This window comes from Bradyrhizobium hereditatis, from assembly GCF_020329435.1.
GTDB classification, from domain to species: Bacteria; Pseudomonadota; Alphaproteobacteria; order Rhizobiales; family Xanthobacteraceae; genus Bradyrhizobium; species Bradyrhizobium hereditatis.
Window position 1 is genome coordinate 59,283 of sequence record NZ_JAGKJK010000016.1, and the last position, 18,277, is coordinate 77,559.

The 18,277-nt window shown below is 61.2% G+C and carries 17 protein-coding genes; 9 read left to right on the plus strand and 8 right to left on the minus strand.

Annotated elements, in window-relative coordinates:
- Window positions 1-53: 53 nt before the first annotated feature.
- The gene (locus J6524_RS29895) at window positions 54-1,238 is read right to left on the minus strand and encodes an acyltransferase family protein (protein WP_225677366.1); all 1,185 of its coding nucleotides are present in this window, start codon (window positions 1,236-1,238) and stop codon (window positions 54-56) included.
- Between the two features lie 186 nt (window positions 1,239-1,424).
- Between J6524_RS29895 and J6524_RS29900 the strand changes: the two genes are divergently transcribed.
- A complete protein-coding gene (locus J6524_RS29900) occupies window positions 1,425-1,598 on the plus strand; it encodes a DUF1328 domain-containing protein (protein WP_225677368.1) in 174 nt (57 codons plus the stop codon).
- 8 nt (window positions 1,599-1,606) lie between these two features.
- On the opposite strand, the gene J6524_RS29905 is transcribed toward J6524_RS29900, so the two are convergent.
- On the minus strand, window positions 1,607-1,966 hold the full coding sequence (locus J6524_RS29905; RefSeq protein ID WP_225677370.1) for a DUF427 domain-containing protein: 360 nt from the start codon (window positions 1,964-1,966) through the stop codon (window positions 1,607-1,609).
- 185 nt (window positions 1,967-2,151) lie between these two features.
- Between J6524_RS29905 and J6524_RS29910 the strand changes: the two genes are divergently transcribed.
- Both J6524_RS29910 and J6524_RS29915 read left to right on the plus strand, forming a co-directional pair.
- On the plus strand, window positions 2,152-2,406 hold the full coding sequence (locus tag J6524_RS29910) for a BolA family protein (protein ID WP_225677372.1): 255 nt from the start codon (window positions 2,152-2,154) through the stop codon (window positions 2,404-2,406).
- A 27-nt stretch (window positions 2,407-2,433) separates the two neighbouring features.
- A complete protein-coding gene (locus tag J6524_RS29915) occupies window positions 2,434-3,612 on the plus strand; it encodes a low temperature requirement protein A (protein ID WP_225677374.1) in 1,179 nt (392 codons plus the stop codon).
- 859 nt (window positions 3,613-4,471) lie between these two features.
- On the opposite strand, the gene egtD is transcribed toward J6524_RS29915, so the two are convergent.
- Both egtD and egtB read right to left on the minus strand, forming a co-directional pair.
- Window positions 4,472-5,440 carry an L-histidine N(alpha)-methyltransferase gene (gene egtD / locus J6524_RS29920; RefSeq protein ID WP_225677376.1) on the minus strand — a complete coding sequence of 323 codons (969 nt, stop codon included), beginning with the start codon at window positions 5,438-5,440 and terminating at the stop codon, window positions 4,472-4,474.
- A gap of 48 nt (window positions 5,441-5,488) precedes the next feature.
- On the minus strand, window positions 5,489-6,745 hold the full coding sequence (gene egtB / locus J6524_RS29925; RefSeq protein WP_225677379.1) for an ergothioneine biosynthesis protein EgtB: 1,257 nt from the start codon (window positions 6,743-6,745) through the stop codon (window positions 5,489-5,491).
- A gap of 288 nt (window positions 6,746-7,033) precedes the next feature.
- Between egtB and grxD the strand changes: the two genes are divergently transcribed.
- From grxD to J6524_RS29945, 4 genes are read left to right on the plus strand one after another with little or no spacing between them, the layout of a single operon-like run.
- On the plus strand, window positions 7,034-7,372 hold the full coding sequence (gene grxD / locus J6524_RS29930; protein WP_225677382.1) for a Grx4 family monothiol glutaredoxin: 339 nt from the start codon (window positions 7,034-7,036) through the stop codon (window positions 7,370-7,372).
- Window positions 7,369-7,920, plus strand: a complete 552-nt coding sequence (locus tag J6524_RS29935; RefSeq protein ID WP_225677497.1) for an O-acetyl-ADP-ribose deacetylase — start codon at window positions 7,369-7,371, stop codon at window positions 7,918-7,920. The genes grxD and J6524_RS29935 overlap by 4 nt, the downstream gene beginning before the upstream one ends.
- A 46-nt stretch (window positions 7,921-7,966) precedes the next feature.
- Window positions 7,967-9,247 carry a serine hydrolase domain-containing protein gene (locus J6524_RS29940; RefSeq protein WP_225677385.1) on the plus strand — a complete coding sequence of 427 codons (1,281 nt, stop codon included), beginning with the start codon at window positions 7,967-7,969 and terminating at the stop codon, window positions 9,245-9,247.
- Window positions 9,228-10,532, plus strand: coding sequence for a serine hydrolase domain-containing protein (locus tag J6524_RS29945; protein WP_376712094.1), 1,305 nt, complete (start codon window positions 9,228-9,230; stop codon window positions 10,530-10,532). The genes J6524_RS29940 and J6524_RS29945 overlap by 20 nt, the downstream gene beginning before the upstream one ends.
- Before the next feature lie 11 nt (window positions 10,533-10,543).
- On the opposite strand, the gene J6524_RS29950 is transcribed toward J6524_RS29945, so the two are convergent.
- The gene (locus J6524_RS29950; protein WP_225677387.1) at window positions 10,544-12,025 is read right to left on the minus strand and encodes a GH1 family beta-glucosidase; all 1,482 of its coding nucleotides are present in this window, start codon (window positions 12,023-12,025) and stop codon (window positions 10,544-10,546) included.
- 277 nt (window positions 12,026-12,302) lie between these two features.
- Between J6524_RS29950 and J6524_RS29955 the strand changes: the two genes are divergently transcribed.
- Window positions 12,303-13,823, plus strand: a complete 1,521-nt coding sequence (locus J6524_RS29955; RefSeq protein WP_225677389.1) for a glycoside hydrolase family 17 protein — start codon at window positions 12,303-12,305, stop codon at window positions 13,821-13,823.
- Between the two features lie 21 nt (window positions 13,824-13,844).
- Here J6524_RS29955 and J6524_RS29960 read toward each other — a convergent pair whose 3' ends face one another.
- The 3 genes from J6524_RS29960 to J6524_RS29970 form a co-directional block, all read right to left on the minus strand.
- The gene (locus J6524_RS29960; RefSeq protein ID WP_225677390.1) at window positions 13,845-14,912 is read right to left on the minus strand and encodes a threonine aldolase family protein; all 1,068 of its coding nucleotides are present in this window, start codon (window positions 14,910-14,912) and stop codon (window positions 13,845-13,847) included.
- A gap of 183 nt (window positions 14,913-15,095) precedes the next feature.
- Complete coding sequence (rpsD, locus tag J6524_RS29965; RefSeq protein ID WP_225677393.1) at window positions 15,096-15,713, minus strand: 30S ribosomal protein S4; 618 nt, start codon at window positions 15,711-15,713, stop codon at window positions 15,096-15,098.
- Window positions 15,714-16,046: 333 nt separating this feature from the next.
- Window positions 16,047-16,826 carry an acyltransferase gene (locus J6524_RS29970; protein WP_225677395.1) on the minus strand — a complete coding sequence of 260 codons (780 nt, stop codon included), beginning with the start codon at window positions 16,824-16,826 and terminating at the stop codon, window positions 16,047-16,049.
- 396 nt (window positions 16,827-17,222) lie between these two features.
- Here J6524_RS29970 and J6524_RS29975 point away from each other — a divergent pair, with 396 nt between their 5' ends.
- Window positions 17,223-18,260 carry an acyltransferase family protein gene (locus J6524_RS29975; protein WP_283843362.1) on the plus strand — a complete coding sequence of 346 codons (1,038 nt, stop codon included), beginning with the start codon at window positions 17,223-17,225 and terminating at the stop codon, window positions 18,258-18,260.
- Window positions 18,261-18,277 lie beyond the last annotated feature (17 nt).

The window sequence follows — 18,277 nt, forward strand, 5'->3', positions numbered from 1 at the left end:
AGGGGGGAGGGAGCGCAGTATGCGTTGGGGCCACCATCGTCATTGAATGACGATCATAGCACCTTGCTCGCCCCGGGGATCTGCCGCAGCGTGCGCGTGATCCCCCAGCTCGCCGCGACCGTCAGCACGAAACCGACCGTCGCCTTCACGATCGCCGGCAGATCGTAGTCGAACAGCCAGTATTGCAGCCAAAGTGCGATCGGGTAATGCACCAGGAACATGCCGTAGGCGTCCGCCTGCATCGGATCGAGCAGCTTGGCTGAGCCTGATTGCCTGAACCTCTGGAAAAAGGCCAGGATCAGAAACAGGATGGCGACGCTGAAGACAGTGAAGCAGATGGCATAGAGCGCTTCATACCAGTCCGGCAGCGGCGACGGATTGCCGAGTATTTCGCGCTTGATGAAGATCAGCACCCATAAGAGGCAATACGGAACGATCGCCAGCACCATCCAATCCCAGCTGACCTTCGCCATCCGGCCGTCTGCCGAGAGCAGCCCGCGATCCATTTGCGCAACGCCGATGCCGGCGCCGAAAAAGAAGTAGCTCGCATAGAGCATCACGCGCCCGTGCTGCACTGAGAACGGACCGAACTCGAACCAGTTGCTTGGTCCGTAGTGAACCAGCCCGGGAATGTAGAACGCTGCGGTAACGCCAAGCATGACCGCGAAGAACACCGCGGGCCGACGGCGGCCGTACAGCGAGAGCCGATTGATCGGATCAAGCAGGTTGGGCGACAGCCGATACAAAATGCAGGCCACCACGTCGAAACTGAGCAGGACCCAGAGAAACCAGATCGGCCCGCTCGGCCACGGCCCCTTCGTGATCATATTCCACCAGTAATCCGAAAAGCCGATTTCGGGGTGGTGCCGCAGGGAGATCGCGTAATAGGCGAGCGGAATGACCGTGAAGGCGCAGATCACGAAGGGTAAGCCAAGCCGAAGCAGGCGATCTGCCAGATAGCTCAACGGTCCCTTCCGGGCGATACCGGACCAGGCGAACAGTCCCGACAGGAAGAAGAACATCGCCATGAAGAAACTGTCGGTGGCGAGCACGATCATGTCGAAGCCGAAGAAGTACTTCGGATCGGTATGACCGAAATAAGTATAGGGGATGACGGCGTGGTGGAGCAGCACCACCAGTGTCAGGAAGGTGCGGGCGCGATCAAGCGAAAGGTTTCGCGATTTGGCTGTAGGCACTGCGCTTACGTCGGCATGGCCCACGGTGGAAATCGATGTCATGCGCGCCTCCCGGCCAGGCAAAGTCTGTCAAATGTTGCCGCCCGGAACCTGATTCAGCAAGGCCCATTCGGGCCCTCGCAAATCCCATCCCCGAGCCGCTTCGGAACCGCTGGCGCAAGCCGCCGTTAGGCCAGATGAATTGATCGGCCGCCGTCAGCGCGGCCCGCAGAGGTTGCGGAGCAAGCAATGACAATTCTCAAATGGGCGTTGATCTTCTTTCTGGTGTCGATCGTCGCCGGCATTTTCGGCTTCACCGGCATATCAGCGGCGTCCGCCGACATCGCCCGCTTCCTGTTCTATGTCTTTGTCGTAATCTTCCTGGTGCTCCTGATCCTCGGGCTAACGATATTCAGGGTGTAGAGTCCGGCCTACGCCACTTCCTCGATCCTCACCTTGTCCGGATAGAACGCCAGACGACCAGCGATCTCGGCCATGGCCGGGAAGGGCGTTTCATAGGTCCAGATCGAGTTTTCGATGCGCTTGCCGTTGGCATTGATGCTGAAATAGTTCGCATCTCCCTTGTAGGGGCAGTGCGTGGTCCGCTCGGTGCGGGCCAATAGCGCCATATTGGTGTCCTCGCGCGGCACATATTGCACCGCCGGATAGCTAGCTTCCTTCAGCGTCAGCGCACGGGTGGTATCGGCGATCACCACGCCGTCTACCGAGACCCGGACGCGCCGGGGGTTTGCCGTAATCGTGATCGGATGGTCGGGACCGGGCAATTTCATGGTTCTAAGCCTCTTTTTCGGTCAGCCCGACGTCGGCGGGCGCGACGCGATCTCGCGGTGTCAAAGCGATCGGGGCGGAATATAGTGGTGCCAGGCGTGACCTTGAAGAGCGTACGCGCTAGGTTTGGCCGTCACGGCCTTGCGAGCTGGCCGTGATTCGAAACACCTGACGGAGACATGCTGGAATGCCGATGGACGCCCACGAAATCGAATCGATGATCAAGGCAGCCATTCCCGATGCCGAGGTGACGATCCGCGATCTCGCAGGCGATGGCGACCACTACGCCGCGACCGTGATCTCGGAGTCGTTCCGCGGAAAGTCACGCGTGCAGCAGCACCAGATCGTCTATCAGTCGCTCAGGGGACAGATGGGCGGCGTGCTGCACGCGCTGGCGCTGCAAACCGGGGTACCTGGCGGACCCGGAGTGCCGGAGGGCTAAGGCCCAACGACCCATGCGGGGGCACCGATGACGGACAATCCGCACGGCGCGATGTTTCGCGTGATCGTGCCGCACCAGCACAGCCGCGTCACCTATGTGGAGCTGTTTTTCGATCTCGTCTTCGTCTTTGCGGTTACCCAGATCTCGCACACGCTGCTCGCGCATTTTACGCTTCTAGGCGCGCTGCAGGTCACGCTGCTGTTTCTCGCGGTGTGGTGGGTGTGGGTTTTCACCACCTGGATCACCAACTGGCTTAATCCTGAAAAGACTCCGGTCCGGCTCCTGCTGTTTGCGATGATGCTGGGCGGGCTGGTGCTGTCGACCTCGATCCCCAAGGCGTTTGAAGAGCGGGGATTATGGTTTGCCATCGCCTATGCTTCCATGCAGGTCGGCAAGACGATCTTTCTGTGGTTGTCGACGCCGGCGTCGCGCCCGCGGACTCGCATGAATGCGATCCGGATCGCCGCCTGGCTTTCGCTCTCGGCGATCTTCTGGATCGCCGGCGGGGTTATGGAAGGCCAATCGCGTTTGACGCTGTGGGCCGTTGCGCTCGTTATCGAGTATATCTCGCCCTCGGTGCGGTTCTGGATTCCCCGCTATGGCGCGTCCTCGGTCGCGGACTGGATGATCGAAGGCGGCCATATGGCCGAACGCTGCGCGCTGTTCATCATCATCGCGCTCGGCGAATCCATCGTCGTCATCGGCGCGACCTTCGCCGAACTCACCTGGACGAGTGAAAACGTTCTGGCGTTCCTCTCGGCCCTCATCGGCAGCATCGCGATGTGGTGGATTTATTTCCATATCGGCGCCGAAGCCGGCTCCGAAGAGCTTTCAAAATCGAGCGAGCCGGGCAGGCTGGCGCGGCTCGCCTATACTTATCTGCATATGCCGATCGTGGCCGGTATCATCATTGCGGCGGTGGCGGATGAACTGGTGCTGAAGCACCCCGGTGGACATTCCGATCTCAAGACAGTGACGAGCGCGATCGGTGGTCCCTTGCTGTTTCTGTTCGGGACCATCCTGTTCAAGTACAGCTTCCGGGGCTTCCTTCAGCTCTCACACGGCGCCGGCATCATCGCGCTCTGCGCGCTCGCATGGCTTGCGAGCGACCTTTCGCCACTGCTGCTGTCGGTCCTGACCACCGCGATCATGATGGTCGTCGCGATGTGGGAAACGATCTCGCTGCGATCGAGCCGAGCGGAATAGTGCAGTGCCGTCAATCCGGCCTTTTCAATCCAGCCGTGGCCGCCTGACCGGCGCCAGTTGCGGCGAGTTGTGCTGATCGACGACATTTCTGAGAACGAGGGTTGAGAGCTGGACCACCAGCGCCCGAAGCCGCGCATTTTCCTCGATAAGCGCGACGCGTTCGGTGTCCGCTGCGTCGTCCCAGTCCGTGTCATTGTGAGACGGCGATCCGGCACATGGCCCGTGGCTGCTCGACGCTGGATACGCATTCCCCATGACTGACATCCCTTGAAACGAACTCACCCCATCATGCCGAAGAAGATACGGCTGAGTCCGCGTCAAAAATTGGACCTTTCGAAGGGCAAACGAGAGCGCAGATGGACCCTTTTGCGGGCGGATCGATAAAGATGAACACTTGTTAAGAAGTTTGTTTATACTGCGGTCCGGCAAAGGTGCGGGGAACGCGCGGCGGCGTAGGCACCTTTTCCAATGAACCTTGACCAGCGCGATCATTCAATGCCCACGGGGGGTACCGTGGTGGTGGGAATACGCGCCTATGAAACAGAGTGAAGCAAGAGTACGGATCATTCAGGAGTGGGACCGCTGGATTCTAACGCAGACAATCGAGCCGGACGGACCCACTGGGAAAGACTCGCTGAAATTCTACCACGAACTGCAGGACGCCGGATCGCCGCTGTTGGACTTCCAGTCTCGCGGACAGGACAAGTGGCGGATCATTCATGCGTGGCTGCTCGGCGCAGACCGATTGTCCGATGACTGGATATCTGTCGCGCCCCGGATCGCGCCAACACGCCGGCTGCGACCCGATCGCAGGCGATCGGTCTGTAAGACGTGAACCGTAGAGGCCGCGACGATTACCTCACTCCGACGCCACCAGCGCGTGAACGGAGAACATCTGGTCGCGGTCGGTCCAGGTTTCCCGCACCGACCATCCCGACTCGCGCGCCAGCACGGTGAAGCGATCGAGGCTGTATTTATAGCTCGACTCGGTGTGAATGCTTTCGCCGGGACGGAATGAAAAATTCCGTCCCAGGATACGCACAGTCTGCGCCTTCTTGGAAATCAGGTGCATCTCGATGCGATGCCGCTCGCGGTTATAGACCGAACGGTGCATGAAGGCGGAAACGTCGAAATTGCCGCCGAGCTCGCGGTTGATGCGAACCAGAACGTTGAGATTGAACTTCGCGGTCACGCCGGCGGCGTCGTTATAGGCGTCATACAGCACACGCTCGTTCTTCTCGAGGTCGACGCCGATGATCATCTGCGCGCCTTCGCCTAAGATTTGGCGCGCGCTGCGCAGGAAGGCGCGCGCTTCCTGCGGCTCGAAATTGCCGAGCGTCGATCCCGGGAAGAAACCAACCTTGGGCATCCCTTCGATCTCGGCGGGCAGAGCGAACGGTGCGGTGAAATCGGCCGCAACCGGATAAACGCCGAGGTCGGGGAAATCCTTGCGCAAATCGCTGGCCTGCGCGTTCAGGAAGTCGCCCGAAATATCGACCGGGACATAGGCGCCGAAATCGCAGCGCTCCAACAGCAGGCGGACCTTTGTCGTGGCGCCGGCGCCGAATTCGACCAGCGCTGCGCCTTTCGGAATGATGTCGGCGACTTCGTCGCCGCGGCTGCGCAGAATGCCGAGCTCGGTCCGGGTCGGATAATATTCCGGCAGTACCGTGATCTGCTCGAACAGTTCGGAGCCCGCCGCATCATAGAAATATTTCGGCGACAGGCGCTTGGGAAATCGCGAGAGATTGCCGATCACGTCATCTGCAAAGGCGGAAGTCTGCTCATCGAACTGCGTTTGGGCCAAAGCGGCGGCATGCACATTCATGATACTCTCCTGAACGCGCTTTCCGGCGCGCTTTGATGGTCGGAAACATCAGGCGTAGTCGGCGAGGCGCAACCCCGTGAATTGCCAGCGGTGGTGCGGATAGAAGAAGTTACGGTAGGTGATACGGCTGTGGCCGGGTGGGGTTGCAAGCGAGGAGCCGCGCAGCACCAATTGGTTGACCATGAACTTGCCGTTGTATTCGCCGAGCGCACCCTCGACGGCACGGTAGCCGGGGTACGGGGCATAGGCGCTGCGGGTCCATTGCCAGACGATGCCGAAGGCGTCGTTGAGCTGGCCGGCGCGGGCGGCGACCTCCCACTCCATTTCGGTCGGCAGATGACGGCCGGCCCAGCGCGCAAACGCGTCCGCCTCGTAATAGCTGACATGGCAGACCGGAGCAGAGGGGTCGATCGGCTGCAAGCCGCCGAGCGTCATGATCCGCCATTCGCCATCGACCTGGCGCCAGTGGCCGGGTGCCTGCCATCCCTCGTTGGTCGCGGTGGTAAAGCCGTCCATGAGCCACAACGTCGCCGTGGCGTAGCCGCCGTCTTTCATGAAGGCCAGCCACTCGGCATTGGTCACGAGATTGCGGGCGAGCCTGACCGGGCCGACCAGCGCGCGGTGCGCGGGCTTTTCATTGTCGAAATGGAAGCTGTTGTCGGCGTGTCCGACGGTGTGGATGCCCTCGTTGAGGCTGATCCATTCGTCGCCGCCCTGATGTGACGCCGGGAAGCGCCAGGATGCATCGTAGGCCGGCGGAATCGGGTTCTGCGCGAAGGCGTGCAGGATATCGGTCAGCATCAATTCCTGGTGCTGCTGCTCGTGGTTGAGGCCGGTCTCGACCAGCGGGACCAGCCCCGCGAGACGCTCCTCGCCAGCGGTCTGGAAGAACTTGACCACGGCGGCATCGACGTGCCGGCGATAGGCGGTGACTTCGTCTGCGCTCGGGCGGGTCAGGTGGCCGCGCGCGTGGCGCGCATGCCGGGGACCTGCGCTGACGTAATAGGAATTGAACAGAAACGCGTAGTCCGGATGGAAGGGCTGGTAACCCTCGCAATGTTCGCCAAGCAGGAATTGCTCGAAAAACCAGGTGGTATGGGCGCGATGCCATTTGGCAGGGCTCGCGTCGGGCATTGACTGGATGAGCTGATCCTCGGGGCTCAAGGGCGCGGCGCGCCGCTCGGTCTCACCGCGGACGGCGAGGTACGCTTCCACCAAATTCTGGGCGAGGGTGCCTGAATCGGAGAAAAGTGACGGCGCGGGGGGCGCGAACTCGGTGGCGGCTACTGGTCTCGTCACGGGCATCTCCGGTGGCAGGAGAGAACGTTAGGCCGGGAAACTGGTTCCCGGCGGGCAGTCCGTCCTAAATAGGGGCTCCGTTCCGGGAAAAAAGCCTTCCTCCGCTATGATATTAATGCCGTCAGACTATGGGGCTGTGACTGCCGGCACGCCGAGCCGGCCCCCGCATGCCAGGTCTTCGCCATTTTACTTTGGATGAACAACGGTTTGCGCTACATATATGAGAGGTAACCGGGTTACATGGACTAGCTGGCCCGCCAAGGCGCAGGGGCTGAGGCCCAAAAGGAAGCAAATATGAGCATCGAACAATTCATCGACAACGAAGTGAAGTCGAACGACGTCGTGCTGTTCATGAAGGGGACGCCGCAGTTTCCGCAGTGCGGTTTTTCCGGCCAGGTCGTGCAGATCCTCGACCACATCGGCGTCGGCTACAAGGGCCTGAACGTCCTGGAATCCGCCGAACTCCGTAACGGCATCAAGGAATATTCCAACTGGCCGACCATCCCGCAGCTCTACGTCAAGGGCGAGTTCATCGGCGGTTGCGACATCGTCCGAGAAATGTTCCAGGCCGGTGAGTTGCAGCAGCTCTTTGCCGACAAGGGCGTCACTCTCAACGCGGCGGCCTCCGCCTGACCGCCTCAGCGCGCCAGATCGGCCAGGCGCGGCTCGAAGTCATCGTTGCCGATATCACCAGCTTGCGCGTTGACGCCATCGTCAACGCCGCGAATTCGTCGCTCCTTGGCGGGGGCGGCGTCGACGGCGCAATTCATCGCGCCGCGGGGCCGGAACTGCTGGCAGAATGCCGCACGCTGAATGGCTGCGCCACGGGCGATGCCAAGATTACCCGAGGGTACGGGCTGCCGGCGAAGCATGTGATCCACGCTGTCGGGCCGGTCTGGCACGGCGGCAACGCGCGCGAGGATGAACTACTCGCGTCCTGTTATCGCCGCGCGATCGAGCTCTGCCAGGGCAATGGTCTTTCCTCGGTGGCATTTCCTGCAATTTCTACCGGCGTCTATCGTTTTCCCGCCGACCGCGCCGCTGGAATCGCGGTCGCTACCGTCGTTGATGCGCTGGCGACGGCGCCTCACGTGACAAAAGTCATCTTCTGCTGCTTCTCCCCTGACAGTGGCCGGCTGCACGAAGAGGCGCTGGCCGCCTTTGGCAGCCCTTGTCCCTGATCCTGTCTCCGCTACACTCCGCCGTGAATTCCGGGAGGGGGTTCCAATGAATTCACGTCAAATCTTGCGCGCGCTGGCCATCGGTGCGCTGTTGCTGGTGGCATCGCCGGTCCGCGCCGAGGGTACGTTCGATATTCCCGCAGGCGCGCGCTTCAACCAGGACAAGCTTGCGAAGATCACCGCATTCTTCAAGAACGAGGTAGACACCGGCAAGATCGCCGGCGCGAACGTCCTGATCGAGCAGCACGGCAAGGTGGTCTATCACCAGACTTTCGGCGTGCAGGACGTGGAGTCCAAGAAGCCGATCACGGACAAGACGATCTTCCGTCTGTTCTCGATGACCAAAGCACTCACTTCGGTGGTCGCGATGCAATTGGTCGAGGACGGTACGATCAAGCTCGAGGATCCCGTCTCAAAGTACATTCCATCCTTCGCGAATGTGAAGGTCGGCGTCGAGAAGAAGAACGAGGACGGCACCAAGACGCTCGAGCTGGTGCCACCGACCCGGCCGATGACCGTTCTGGATCTGATGCGGCATACCTCGGGTATCACCTATGGCTTCTATGGCGACACCCTCGTTCGCAAGGCCTATGCGGCCGCCAATATCTATGCGGGCGATTTCGATCTGGCCGAGTTCGCCGAGCGGATCGCGAAACTGCCGCTGCACAATCAGCCAGGCGCGCTCTGGCAATACGGGCATTCCACCGACATCCTGGCGCGGGTCATGGAAGTCGCGACCGGAAAACCCTTGCTCACGATCATGCGCGAAAGGCTGCTCGATCCGCTCGGCATGGTCGATACCGGATTCTATGTGATCGATCCGGAGAAGCAGAAGCTGATCGCGCTGCCGGTGCCGAACGACAGCAATTTCCGCGTCGGCCGCGACACCAACCCGACCAATTTCAAGAAAATAGAATTCGCCAGCGGCGGCATGTATTCGACCATGGCGGACTACCGGCGCTTCACTCAGATGCTGCTCAATGGCGGCACTTTCGAGGGCAAGACCTATCTGAAGCCCGAGACGTTCAAGCTGATGACGTCAGATCACGTCGGACCGGAGTCGGGCGTCGCGCGCGACTATTTCTATTTCCCCGGAGACGGCTTCGGATTTGGCCTTGGGCTTGCGGTCCGCACCGATCCCGGCAACGCCAAGCCGCCGCCGCCGGGATCGCTCGGCGAACTGAAATGGGACGGCGCCAGCGGCTGCTATTTCGTGGTCGACCGCAAGCAGGACATGTTCTTCGTGCTGCTCGAGCAGACGCCAACGGAACGCCAGCGCATCCAGCGGACGCTGAAGCAGTTGGTTTATGAAGCGCTGGAGAAGTGATGGCGCCATCGGGCGCTGCCTTGTTGGGGCGGCAGCGCTCGCAATGCTTTTTCTCGGCAGCTCACCGCATGCGTTCGGAAGCGAGAAGACGCCAGACGCGCCGACTTTTTCGCGCGCGGCGCTTGACCGGATTGGCGACTACGTCCGCACCGAGGTCGCGACCGGTAAGATTCCTGGCGCGGTCCTGCTGATCCAGCAGCACGGCAAGCTAGTCCATCTTGAATGTTTCGGCGTGCGGGACCCGGCGACCAGGCAGCCGATGACGCCGGACACCATCTTCCAGATCTATTCGATGTCGAAGGCCATCACGTCGGTCGCCGCGATGATGCTGGTCGACGACGGCAAGCTGGCCCTGGATGATCCCGTATCGAAATACATTCACTCCTTTGCGGACGCAAAAGTCGGCGTCGATCTTTCCGATGAAGCAGGAAAGTATCCGCTCAAGCTCGAGCCGCTGAAGCGCCCGATCACGATCAGGGATCTGCTGCGGCACACCTCGGGCATCACTTACGGCTTCTTCGGCGAAACCGCGGTGCAGAAGCTCTATGCCGATCCCAAACTTTACGCCGGCGATTTCGACAACGCCGAATTCGCCGACCGGATCGCGACACTGCCGCTCGCCGATCAGCCGGCAACGCGCTGGAATTACAGCCATTCAACCGACGTGCTTGGCCGTGTCATCGAGGTGGTGTCAGGACAGACATTATTTCAGTTCGAGAAGCTGCGACTGTTCGATCCACTCGGCATGTCCGAGACCGAATACTATGTCGCAGATAAAGCGAAATGGCCGCGCATCGCCCAGCCATTTCCCGTCGATCGTTTTCGGGTAGCCGGAATCAAGGATCCGACAGAGGCGCGGCGCTGGGAATCCGGCGGTGCGGGCCTGGTCTCGACGGCCGGCGACTACGCGCGCTTCCTGCAAATGCTGCTGAACGGCGGCGAATTGGACGGCAAACGGTATCTCAAGCCTGAGACCGTCGCACTGATGACATCGGATCAGATCGGGCCGGAGACCAGGATCATTCACGATCCCTTCTATTTTCCGGGACCGACCAGCGGCTTTGGTCTTGGCTTTGCGGTGCGGACCTCGCCGCCGCCGAATACGACATGGCCGCTTGGCGAATACCGCTGGGATGGTGCGGGCGGCAGCTTCTATTTCGTCGACCCGCAGGACGACTTGCTCGTGGTCTTCATGGTGCAGGCGCCGACGCAGGGCGGACGAATTCAACTGGCGTTGAAGACGATGATGTATGAGGCGCTCGGCAAGGGTCTGCGCAAGGACTGACAGTTACCTGATTACGCCACCGCGTTTCGCGCGATCGTCTCGCGATAGAAAGCCGCGCTCAGCTTCGGCGTCCGGCGCTTGGTTTCGAAGTCGACGTGATAGATGCCGAAGCGCTGCTCATATCCGTCCGACCATTCGAAATTGTCCATCAGGGTCCACAGGAAATAGCCAAGCACAGGCACGCCCTCGGCGGTCGCGCGCTGCAACTGCGTCAGATAGTTGCGCAGATACATGATGCGGTCGACGTCGTAGACGGTGCCGTCTGCCGCTGGCTGGTCGCTCGCGGACGTTCCGTTCTCGGTGATGTAGATCGATTTCACGTTCCACAGTTTGGCGATATGACGCGGTACCCAATAGATCGCCTCGGGCCCGGGCCTGAGCCAGCTCGCCTTCATGTGCGGAAACGAGTCGGGAAATGGCGCCAGCGTGAAGCCGCGTTCGTTGTCGGCGGCGATGACGTAATGGTCGGGCGTATAGACATTCACCCCGAGGAAGTCGATCGGCGATGAAATGATGCGCAGATCCTCAGGCGTGAATTTCGGCGCGTCATTGCCGGCCTTTGCCAGATAGGCGTCGGTATATTTTCCCTCCATCATGACAGTCAGATAGCCGGCATTGAGCTCGCGCGTCGCCATTTCGGCCGCGCGGATGTTGGCAGGCGTTTCGATCGCCGGGATGCAGCTCACGGCGTTTTCCGCCGGACCGACCTTCGTACCAATGCGTCCATGCGCGCGGATGGCCTGAACCGCGAGTCCATGCCCAAGCGCGACGTGATGACGGACCTGGTTCAATCCGGATTGAGGCAGTTTGAGGCCCGGCGCATCGGCGCCAAGACCGTGGCCGAGATGCACCAGCCGGGAGCATTCGTTGATCGTGAAAAAATATTTTACGCGATCACCGAGATGCTGTGCGACATAAGCGGCGTAATCCGCAAATGCCTTCGGCGTATCGCGAGAGGTCCAGCCGCCGAACCGATCCTGCAGCGCCTGCGGCAGGTCCCAATGATAGAGCGTCGCGAACGGCTCGATGCCATTCGCCGACAATTCGTCGATAAGTCGTTTATAGAAATCGAGACCTTTCGGATTTGGCGAACCGGTCCCATCCGGGAAAACACGCGGCCATGCGATCGAGAATCGATAGGCCTTTGTGCCCAATTCCTTCATCAACCGAATGTCTTCCTTATAGAGATGATAGTGATTTGTGGCGGTGTCGCCATTGCTGCGATCGGCGATGGTGCCGGGCGTATGGGCAAAACGATCCCAGATCGACGGGCTGCGCCCGTCTTCGTTGACGGCGCCCTCGACCTGATAGGCGGAGGTCGCCGTGCCCCAAAGGAAGCCGCTCGGAAAAGCGGAAGAGGCGGGTTGATTTCGCGCGCGGTTGTCCGCTCCCGACTGGGCAAGTCCGGATCCGGCCGGCAGCATCGACATCGCGAGCGTCGACCAGCCTGCAATCCTGCCAAATTGTCGCCGGGAAAATCTCTTGAATGACATCATTTCACTCGCTGCGCCGGGATCAATCTCAAAACAAGGCTTCGCTCGATGCTTCGTGTTTGAAGCAAGCTAATATCACTTCTTCCGTGATCGCGCGCAATTGTGCATGCGGGCTGCATCGATGGGTCGACAGGGCTGTTGCGCGCAGCTAAATAGGCCCATCAACTTACGTTAGGGAGCAGGACCAATCGGCATTCGCACGCCGCTGGCGCTTTTAGTTCTATCGCTCGGCATCATTGTCGCGGTGTGGTGGTGGCTTGCCACACCGGTGACGCTGATGCGTGCGCCGATCGACGCAACGGCGAAGCTGGAATGCGTGTCCTACGCGCCGTTCCGCAACGATCAGACGCCGCATGATCCGACGCTCATCGTCAGCCCGGAGCAGATTGCGGAGGACCTTGCCGAGCTTGCCAAGGTCTCCAAATGCATTCGCACCTATTCGATCGACAACGGGTTAGACAAGGTGCCGGAGCTTGCATCCAGGGTCGGATTGAAAGTCCTGCTTGGCGTCTGGCTCGGGCGTGACCGCGCGAAGAATGCCCAACTCTGCGACATCGCGGTCTCGCTGGTGAAGGACCATCCCGACACTGTCGCAGCGATCATCGTCGGCAGCGAGGTGCTGCTGCGCGGCGACATGACGGTGGGCGACCTTCGTCAGGCGATCCAGTCGGTCAAGCCGCGCGTGAATGTGCCGGTGACCTATGCCGATGTCTGGGAATTCTGGCTGCGTTACCGCGAAGTCGGCGCCGATGTCGATTTTATCACCGCTCATTTCCTGCCCTATTGGGAAGACGTTCCGCCGCGCGCCGAAGAAGCGGCCGCGCATGTCGATGACATCCGCAAGCAGGTGGTGGCAGCCTTTCCCGGCAAGGAAATCCTGATCGGCGAGACCGGCTGGCCGAGCTTTGGGCGGATGCGCGACGGCGCGCTGGCTTCCCGCGTCAATCAGGCGCGTTTCATTTCCGAGATTCTCGAGCGGGCGAGGCGGGACAATTTCCGCGTCAATCTGTTCGAGGCCTATGACGAGCCGTGGAAGCGCCGCTGGGAAGGCACGGTAGGCGGTTATTGGGGGCTGTTCGACGGGACCGAGCGCAAACTGAAATATCCGGCCGGAATAGCCATCAGCAATTACCCGTTCTGGAAGCTGCAGATGGCAGGCGGGCTCCTTCTTTGCATCTGCATATTCGCTGTTGCCATGTTCGCGCCGAAGCGCCGCTCGTCGCCGCCATTGGCCTCGTGGGTAGCAGTCGCCGTCTCCGCGACCTCCGGCGGGATATTATTGGGCATCAGCGTCGACAAGATGCTGCACGAAAGCTACGGGATCGGCGGCTGGCTGGTCCAGGGCTTCATGCTGATGGCGGCCGTGACGGCGCCGCTGCTCTCGACCTACGCGCTGATGTCGGGGAGATCGCTTCCGTCGTTCCTCGAGGTGCTTGGGCCGCCCAAGGGCCTGACCCCGCTGTTCTTGGCCAATATGCTGGGCATCACGCTGATCGTGACGACGCTTATTGCCGGTCAGACTGCGCTCAGCCTGATTTTCGACGCGCGCTGGCGCGATTTCCCGTTCGCCGCCTTGACCATGGCCGTGGTGCCGTTCTGGACGCTGGCCTTCCTCAATGGTTCGAAATCCGGCGAGCGGCCGCTCTCGGAAGCCGTTTTCGCCGGGCTGTTCGCACTTTCGGCTGTTTACGTCGTCTTCAATGAAGGCTTTCAGAACTGGCAGGCGATCTGGACCGGCGCGACATATCTGCTGCTCGGCAGTGCGCTGTGGCGGGCGCGCATGCCAGCCACGGCCTGACCTCGGACCGGTTCACGCTTCTCACGCCCCACGTACAATCTCGCGCACGAGGCCGATGGTCTCCTCGATCATCGCAGCGCTGACGTCGAGATAGGTGCAAGCGCGAATGCGGCCGTCCATCATCGCAACCAGCACGCCGCGCTTGCGGAGGGCCTCGACCATTTTGTCGCCGGGAACGCCGGCGCCATCCGGCTTGAAGAACACCAGATTGGTCTCGGGCTCCTGCACTTCGATGCCGTTGATCTGCGATAGCCCCCGCGCCAGCGCGCGCGCATTGGCGTGATCGTCGGCGAGACGGTCGACGTGATGGTCGAGCGCGTAGACGCAGGCCGCAGCGCAAATGCCGGCCTGCCGCATCGAGCCGCCGAGTCGCTGCTTCCAGCGCCAGACGTCGTCGATGAAGGCGCGGGTACCTGCGATCGCGCCGCCGATCGGCGCGCCCAAGCCTTTTGAGAAATCGATCCATGCTGAATCCCATCCCGCGGCCATGTCGCGCGCCGATATTCCGGTGGCGACACAGGCGTTCAACAGCCGCGCGCCATCCATATGGGTGATCAGCCCGTTCGCCCTGGCGATCTCTACCACTTCGTCCAGCGCCGCCTTCTTCCAGATCGTGCCGCCGCCTATATTGGCGGTCTGCTCGACGCTGACGAGGGTCTGCGGCGGCTGATAGCGCGAGCGCGGGTGCAGGGCGGCGCGGAGTGTTTCCGGCGTGAACTGCCCGTCATCGCCCGGCAGCTGGGTGATCTGGAAGCCGCCGAGGGCTGCGTGCGCGCCGCCTTCGCGGGCGATGATATGCGCGGTGGCATGGGCGAGAATTTCATCGCCCGGCCGGCAATGCGCCAGCGTCGCCGCGACGTTGCACATGGTGCCTGAGGGCATGAACACGGCAGCTTCCTTGCCGAGCAGGTCGGCTACCCGCTCGCACAACAGATTCACCGTCGGGTCATCGCCGATCTGCTCGTCGCCGACCTCGGCCCGCGCTATCGCCTCGCGCATCGCAGGCGTCGGTCGCGTCTGCGTGTCCGACAACAGGTTGATGCGGATGGGATCGGCCTTTGGATCGCGCGGGGCAGGGGTGTAGTGCATGGGCGAGTCTCACAATCTTGCGTCATGGCCGGGCTTGTCCGGGCCATCCACGACTTCTGTCCGCGGTGACCATAAAGGCGTGGATACCCGGGACAAGCCCGGGCATGACGGAACAGCCATTCGCGCGCAAACAAAAAGGCCCCGGAGAACCGGGGCCTTTGATGTCTCGGAACTGAAAACCGATCAGCGCGAATAGAATTCGACGATCAGGTGTGGCTCCATCTGTACCGCGAAGGGCACGTCCGACAGCGCCGGGATGCGGGTGAACTTGGCGGTCATCTTGGAGTGATCGACTTCGAGGAAGTCGGGCACGTCGCGCTCGGCGAGCTGGGTTGCTTCCAGAACCGGGGTGAGCTGCTTCGAGGATTCCTTGACCTCGACGACGTCGCCGGGCTTGAGCTTGTAGCTCGGAATGTTGACGCGGCGGCCGTTCACCTTGATGTGGCCGTGGTTGATGAACTGGCGGGCGGCGAACATCGTCGCCACGAACTTGGCGCGATACACGACGGTGTCGAGACGGCGCTCCAGCAGGCCGATCAGATTCTCACCGGTGTCGCCCTTCATCCGGCCGGCCTCGACATAGATGCCGTGGAACTGACGCTCGGAGATATTGGCGTAATAGCCCTTCAGCTTCTGCTTGGCGCGGAGCTGGACGCCGAAGTCGGAGAGCTTGCCCTTGCGGCGCTGACCGTGCTGGCCCGGGCCATATTCACGGCGGTTCACGGGGCTCTTCGGGCGGCCCCAGATGTTTTGGCCCATACGGCGATCGATCTTGTATTTCGCCTCACTGCGCTTTGTCATCGCGTCCTCTGCGTTAAGTTTGGTTTTTGAGGAAACGCGCCCTCCTGTGCACCGGCATCGCCGGGGCCGACAGGTCCGCCTCGAAAGCTCGGGGAGAACCACGGGTCGCGAAACGCATCGCGGGCCGAAACCGGCCCGCGAGCAAGCGGGTTCTTAGGGAGAAACGGGCGTTGTGTCAACGAAAACAGCCGGTTCTTGGGCTGTCATTTCGGGGCGCGTAGCGAACTATGGGGCGTCTTTGCGCCCCTGAGAATCTCGAGATTCCCCGATGCGCAATTGCGCATCTGAGGTCTGGTCCTGCGGACCATCCCCGGAATGACCCCGCAAGGGCGATCAAGTCGCGACAGCCCGGACCGGTTTGGGCTCGGTTTGCTGCCGATTGGCTCGCAATTCGGCGGCAATTTCCCCGTTCAGCACCTGTTCCAGCCGGTTCAGCGCCCTGGCCATTGGGGCGGCGTCGGTAACCCGGTGATCCCAGCGCAGCACCACATCAATGGTCTGGTCGGGCCTTTCCACCCCGTAGCTCAGGATAAACGGCCCGGGGCTGATGGCATGGAGCTGGCCGGCGCCATAGGCCGCCACCGAGGTCACGCCGAAACTGCCGAAGTAATTGGCCCGCTGGCGGCCGAAATTCAGCCCGACGGCCCAGAATAGGCGCCGCAGGGGCAGCGGCAGGCGGGTGGTGCGCAGGATCTTGCGGAACGCGGGCACCTCGTCGATTGGCGCTGTCTTGGCGTGCCGGATCAGGGCATCGACCTCGGCAAGCGACATTTCATCGGGAGCGGCCACTTTTTGCGGCAGCACGCAATCCTGGCCATCCTCGACCCGGGCAATCGCCACCATCGCGACGCTGCGGGGCAGTTCGTAAAAGCCAGGCAGCGGCCATTTGACGTAGAGGGTGCGCAGGATCGGCTCTTCCTTCGCGACCAGTGCGAACGCCTTGGCAAAGATCGCGGCCCAGCCCGGCCGCTGGGCGGCCTGGACGCGGGCCTCCGACAGGCCGCGGAGGTTAAGGGGCCGGGTCAGCGAAACGAAGGGCACGCGGATCGACGCGTGCATGAGGTCGGCGACGAGACGGCGTGGCAGCGTGATTTTTCTAACCGTTCCGCGCATCGCTCCGCCGGGTCTCCGCAATCGGTAAATCAAAGGCCAGCAGGCGCGCTTCGACAACCTGCCAGGACCTCATCTAGCACGAACAAGGCGTTTTGACGCCAGAGGGTTCGCCTCCGGATCGTTCCCGTTCCGCCGGCGGGCGGGCCGCCGAGGTCGACGTAAACCCGGTAGATTTGAAGGCTTTGCCGCAGTTCTCAACACCTATCGCTTCTCAGCATCTTCGGCCACTGCGGCGTGCGTTAGAGCTGCGTTCGTCCTGCGAAGTAGGTTCGCTGAATGCAACAGCGGCAGACCGGCGACCGGGCAGGTCGACAGAATATCAATCAACCTAAACAACAATATATTAACATAATAACCGCAATGGTTGAGCCAAGGAATTGAGTGTGCCGGGGCGTAATGCAGACATTCCATGGTGTGCAAGCCATGCGCGGGGTCGCCGCGTTGGCTGTCGTCTGCGGACACGCGGTAATTGCTCGTTCCGATGGGGGAATACGAAGTGCCGCTGAAGCGGCGCACACCATCTTTGCAAGCGGCGTCGACATTTTCTTCGTTATTTCCGGGTTCATCATTGCAAGTACGGCCGCGTCGCAAACCGATGCCTTGAACTTCGCTTTCCGAAGAGCCATTCGCATCTATCCGATGTATTGGCTTGTATTGGGTGCGGCATTTATCAGTTCGTACTGGATCGCACTCGCCCCGGAAGATCGACCTGCGCTGGACCTTGGCTACATCTTCGCGTGGGGCTATCCGAACTGGTATATCCCGCCTGCCTGGTCGATCGCTTTTGAATTGCACTTCTACGCCGTTGTGGCGCTGATACTTGCCATTTCACCGCGCCACCTTTTTGCAATGTTGTTCGCAGCACTTGGCCTTGCGGTGGTCGCGATCGTTTTTCACCTGCCTCTGGGGATCTATTCGCATCCTCTCATTCTGGAATTCGGCGCCGGTGTCTTCATCGCCTACCTTGTACGAGTGAAGGGAGCGCTGCCGCGTTTGCCCTACATTGCGTCGATTTCAGCAGCCTTATTTGCTGCGGGCTGGTACTGGATTTTCGTCCACGGATCGAGCGATCCGCAAGTCGCACGTGTGCCGACCTATGGTCTTGGCGCGGCACTCCTCATCTACGCCGTCGTGTCTGCCGAACTCCACGGCGCTTCCTTTCCGCGCATCCTGCAGTGGCTCGGCAGCATCTCCTATTCGTTATACATCTCACATTTTCTGCTGATCAGATGGATCGCGAACTTTCCGGAACTGTGGCAGATTTCTCCGGCCGCCATCATCGTTGGCAGCATCTTGCTTTCGATCGGCGTCGCGGCGGTCTTGCACCTGCTTGTCGAAGCGCCGACGCTCGATTGGGGTCGCAAGCTCACAGCGCGCAAGGCCGGCGTCGTCCCGCTCACCTTCCCAGGCGTGGGCGATCTTCAGAAGCCCTAGGCGGTTGCTTTTGAGCA

Coding starts and splice junctions, on each gene's coding strand:
- J6524_RS29960 (WP_225677390.1), bottom strand. CDS start 14,912: ATGCACTACACCCCTGCCCCGCGCGATCCAAAGGCCGATCCCATCCGC.
- J6524_RS29895 (WP_225677366.1), bottom strand. CDS start 1,238: ATGACATCGATTTCCACCGTGGGCCATGCCGACGTAAGCGCAGTGCCT.
- J6524_RS29950 (WP_225677387.1), bottom strand. CDS start 12,025: ATGTCATTCAAGAGATTTTCCCGGCGACAATTTGGCAGGATTGCAGGC.
- egtD (WP_225677376.1), bottom strand. CDS start 5,440: ATGAATGTGCATGCCGCCGCTTTGGCCCAAACGCAGTTCGATGAGCAG.
- J6524_RS29940 (WP_225677385.1), top strand. CDS start 7,967: ATGAATTCACGTCAAATCTTGCGCGCGCTGGCCATCGGTGCGCTGTTG.
- J6524_RS29915 (WP_225677374.1), top strand. CDS start 2,434: ATGACGGACAATCCGCACGGCGCGATGTTTCGCGTGATCGTGCCGCAC.
- J6524_RS29975 (WP_283843362.1), top strand. CDS start 17,223: ATGCAGACATTCCATGGTGTGCAAGCCATGCGCGGGGTCGCCGCGTTG.
- J6524_RS29905 (WP_225677370.1), bottom strand. CDS start 1,966: ATGAAATTGCCCGGTCCCGACCATCCGATCACGATTACGGCAAACCCC.
- grxD (WP_225677382.1), top strand. CDS start 7,034: ATGAGCATCGAACAATTCATCGACAACGAAGTGAAGTCGAACGACGTC.
- J6524_RS29945 (WP_376712094.1), top strand. CDS start 9,228: ATGAAGCGCTGGAGAAGTGATGGCGCCATCGGGCGCTGCCTTGTTGGG.
- J6524_RS29900 (WP_225677368.1), top strand. CDS start 1,425: ATGACAATTCTCAAATGGGCGTTGATCTTCTTTCTGGTGTCGATCGTC.
- J6524_RS29955 (WP_225677389.1), top strand. CDS start 12,303: ATGCGTGCGCCGATCGACGCAACGGCGAAGCTGGAATGCGTGTCCTAC.
- J6524_RS29970 (WP_225677395.1), bottom strand. CDS start 16,826: ATGCGCGGAACGGTTAGAAAAATCACGCTGCCACGCCGTCTCGTCGCC.
- J6524_RS29910 (WP_225677372.1), top strand. CDS start 2,152: ATGCCGATGGACGCCCACGAAATCGAATCGATGATCAAGGCAGCCATT.
- egtB (WP_225677379.1), bottom strand. CDS start 6,745: ATGCCCGTGACGAGACCAGTAGCCGCCACCGAGTTCGCGCCCCCCGCG.
- rpsD (WP_225677393.1), bottom strand. CDS start 15,713: ATGACAAAGCGCAGTGAGGCGAAATACAAGATCGATCGCCGTATGGGC.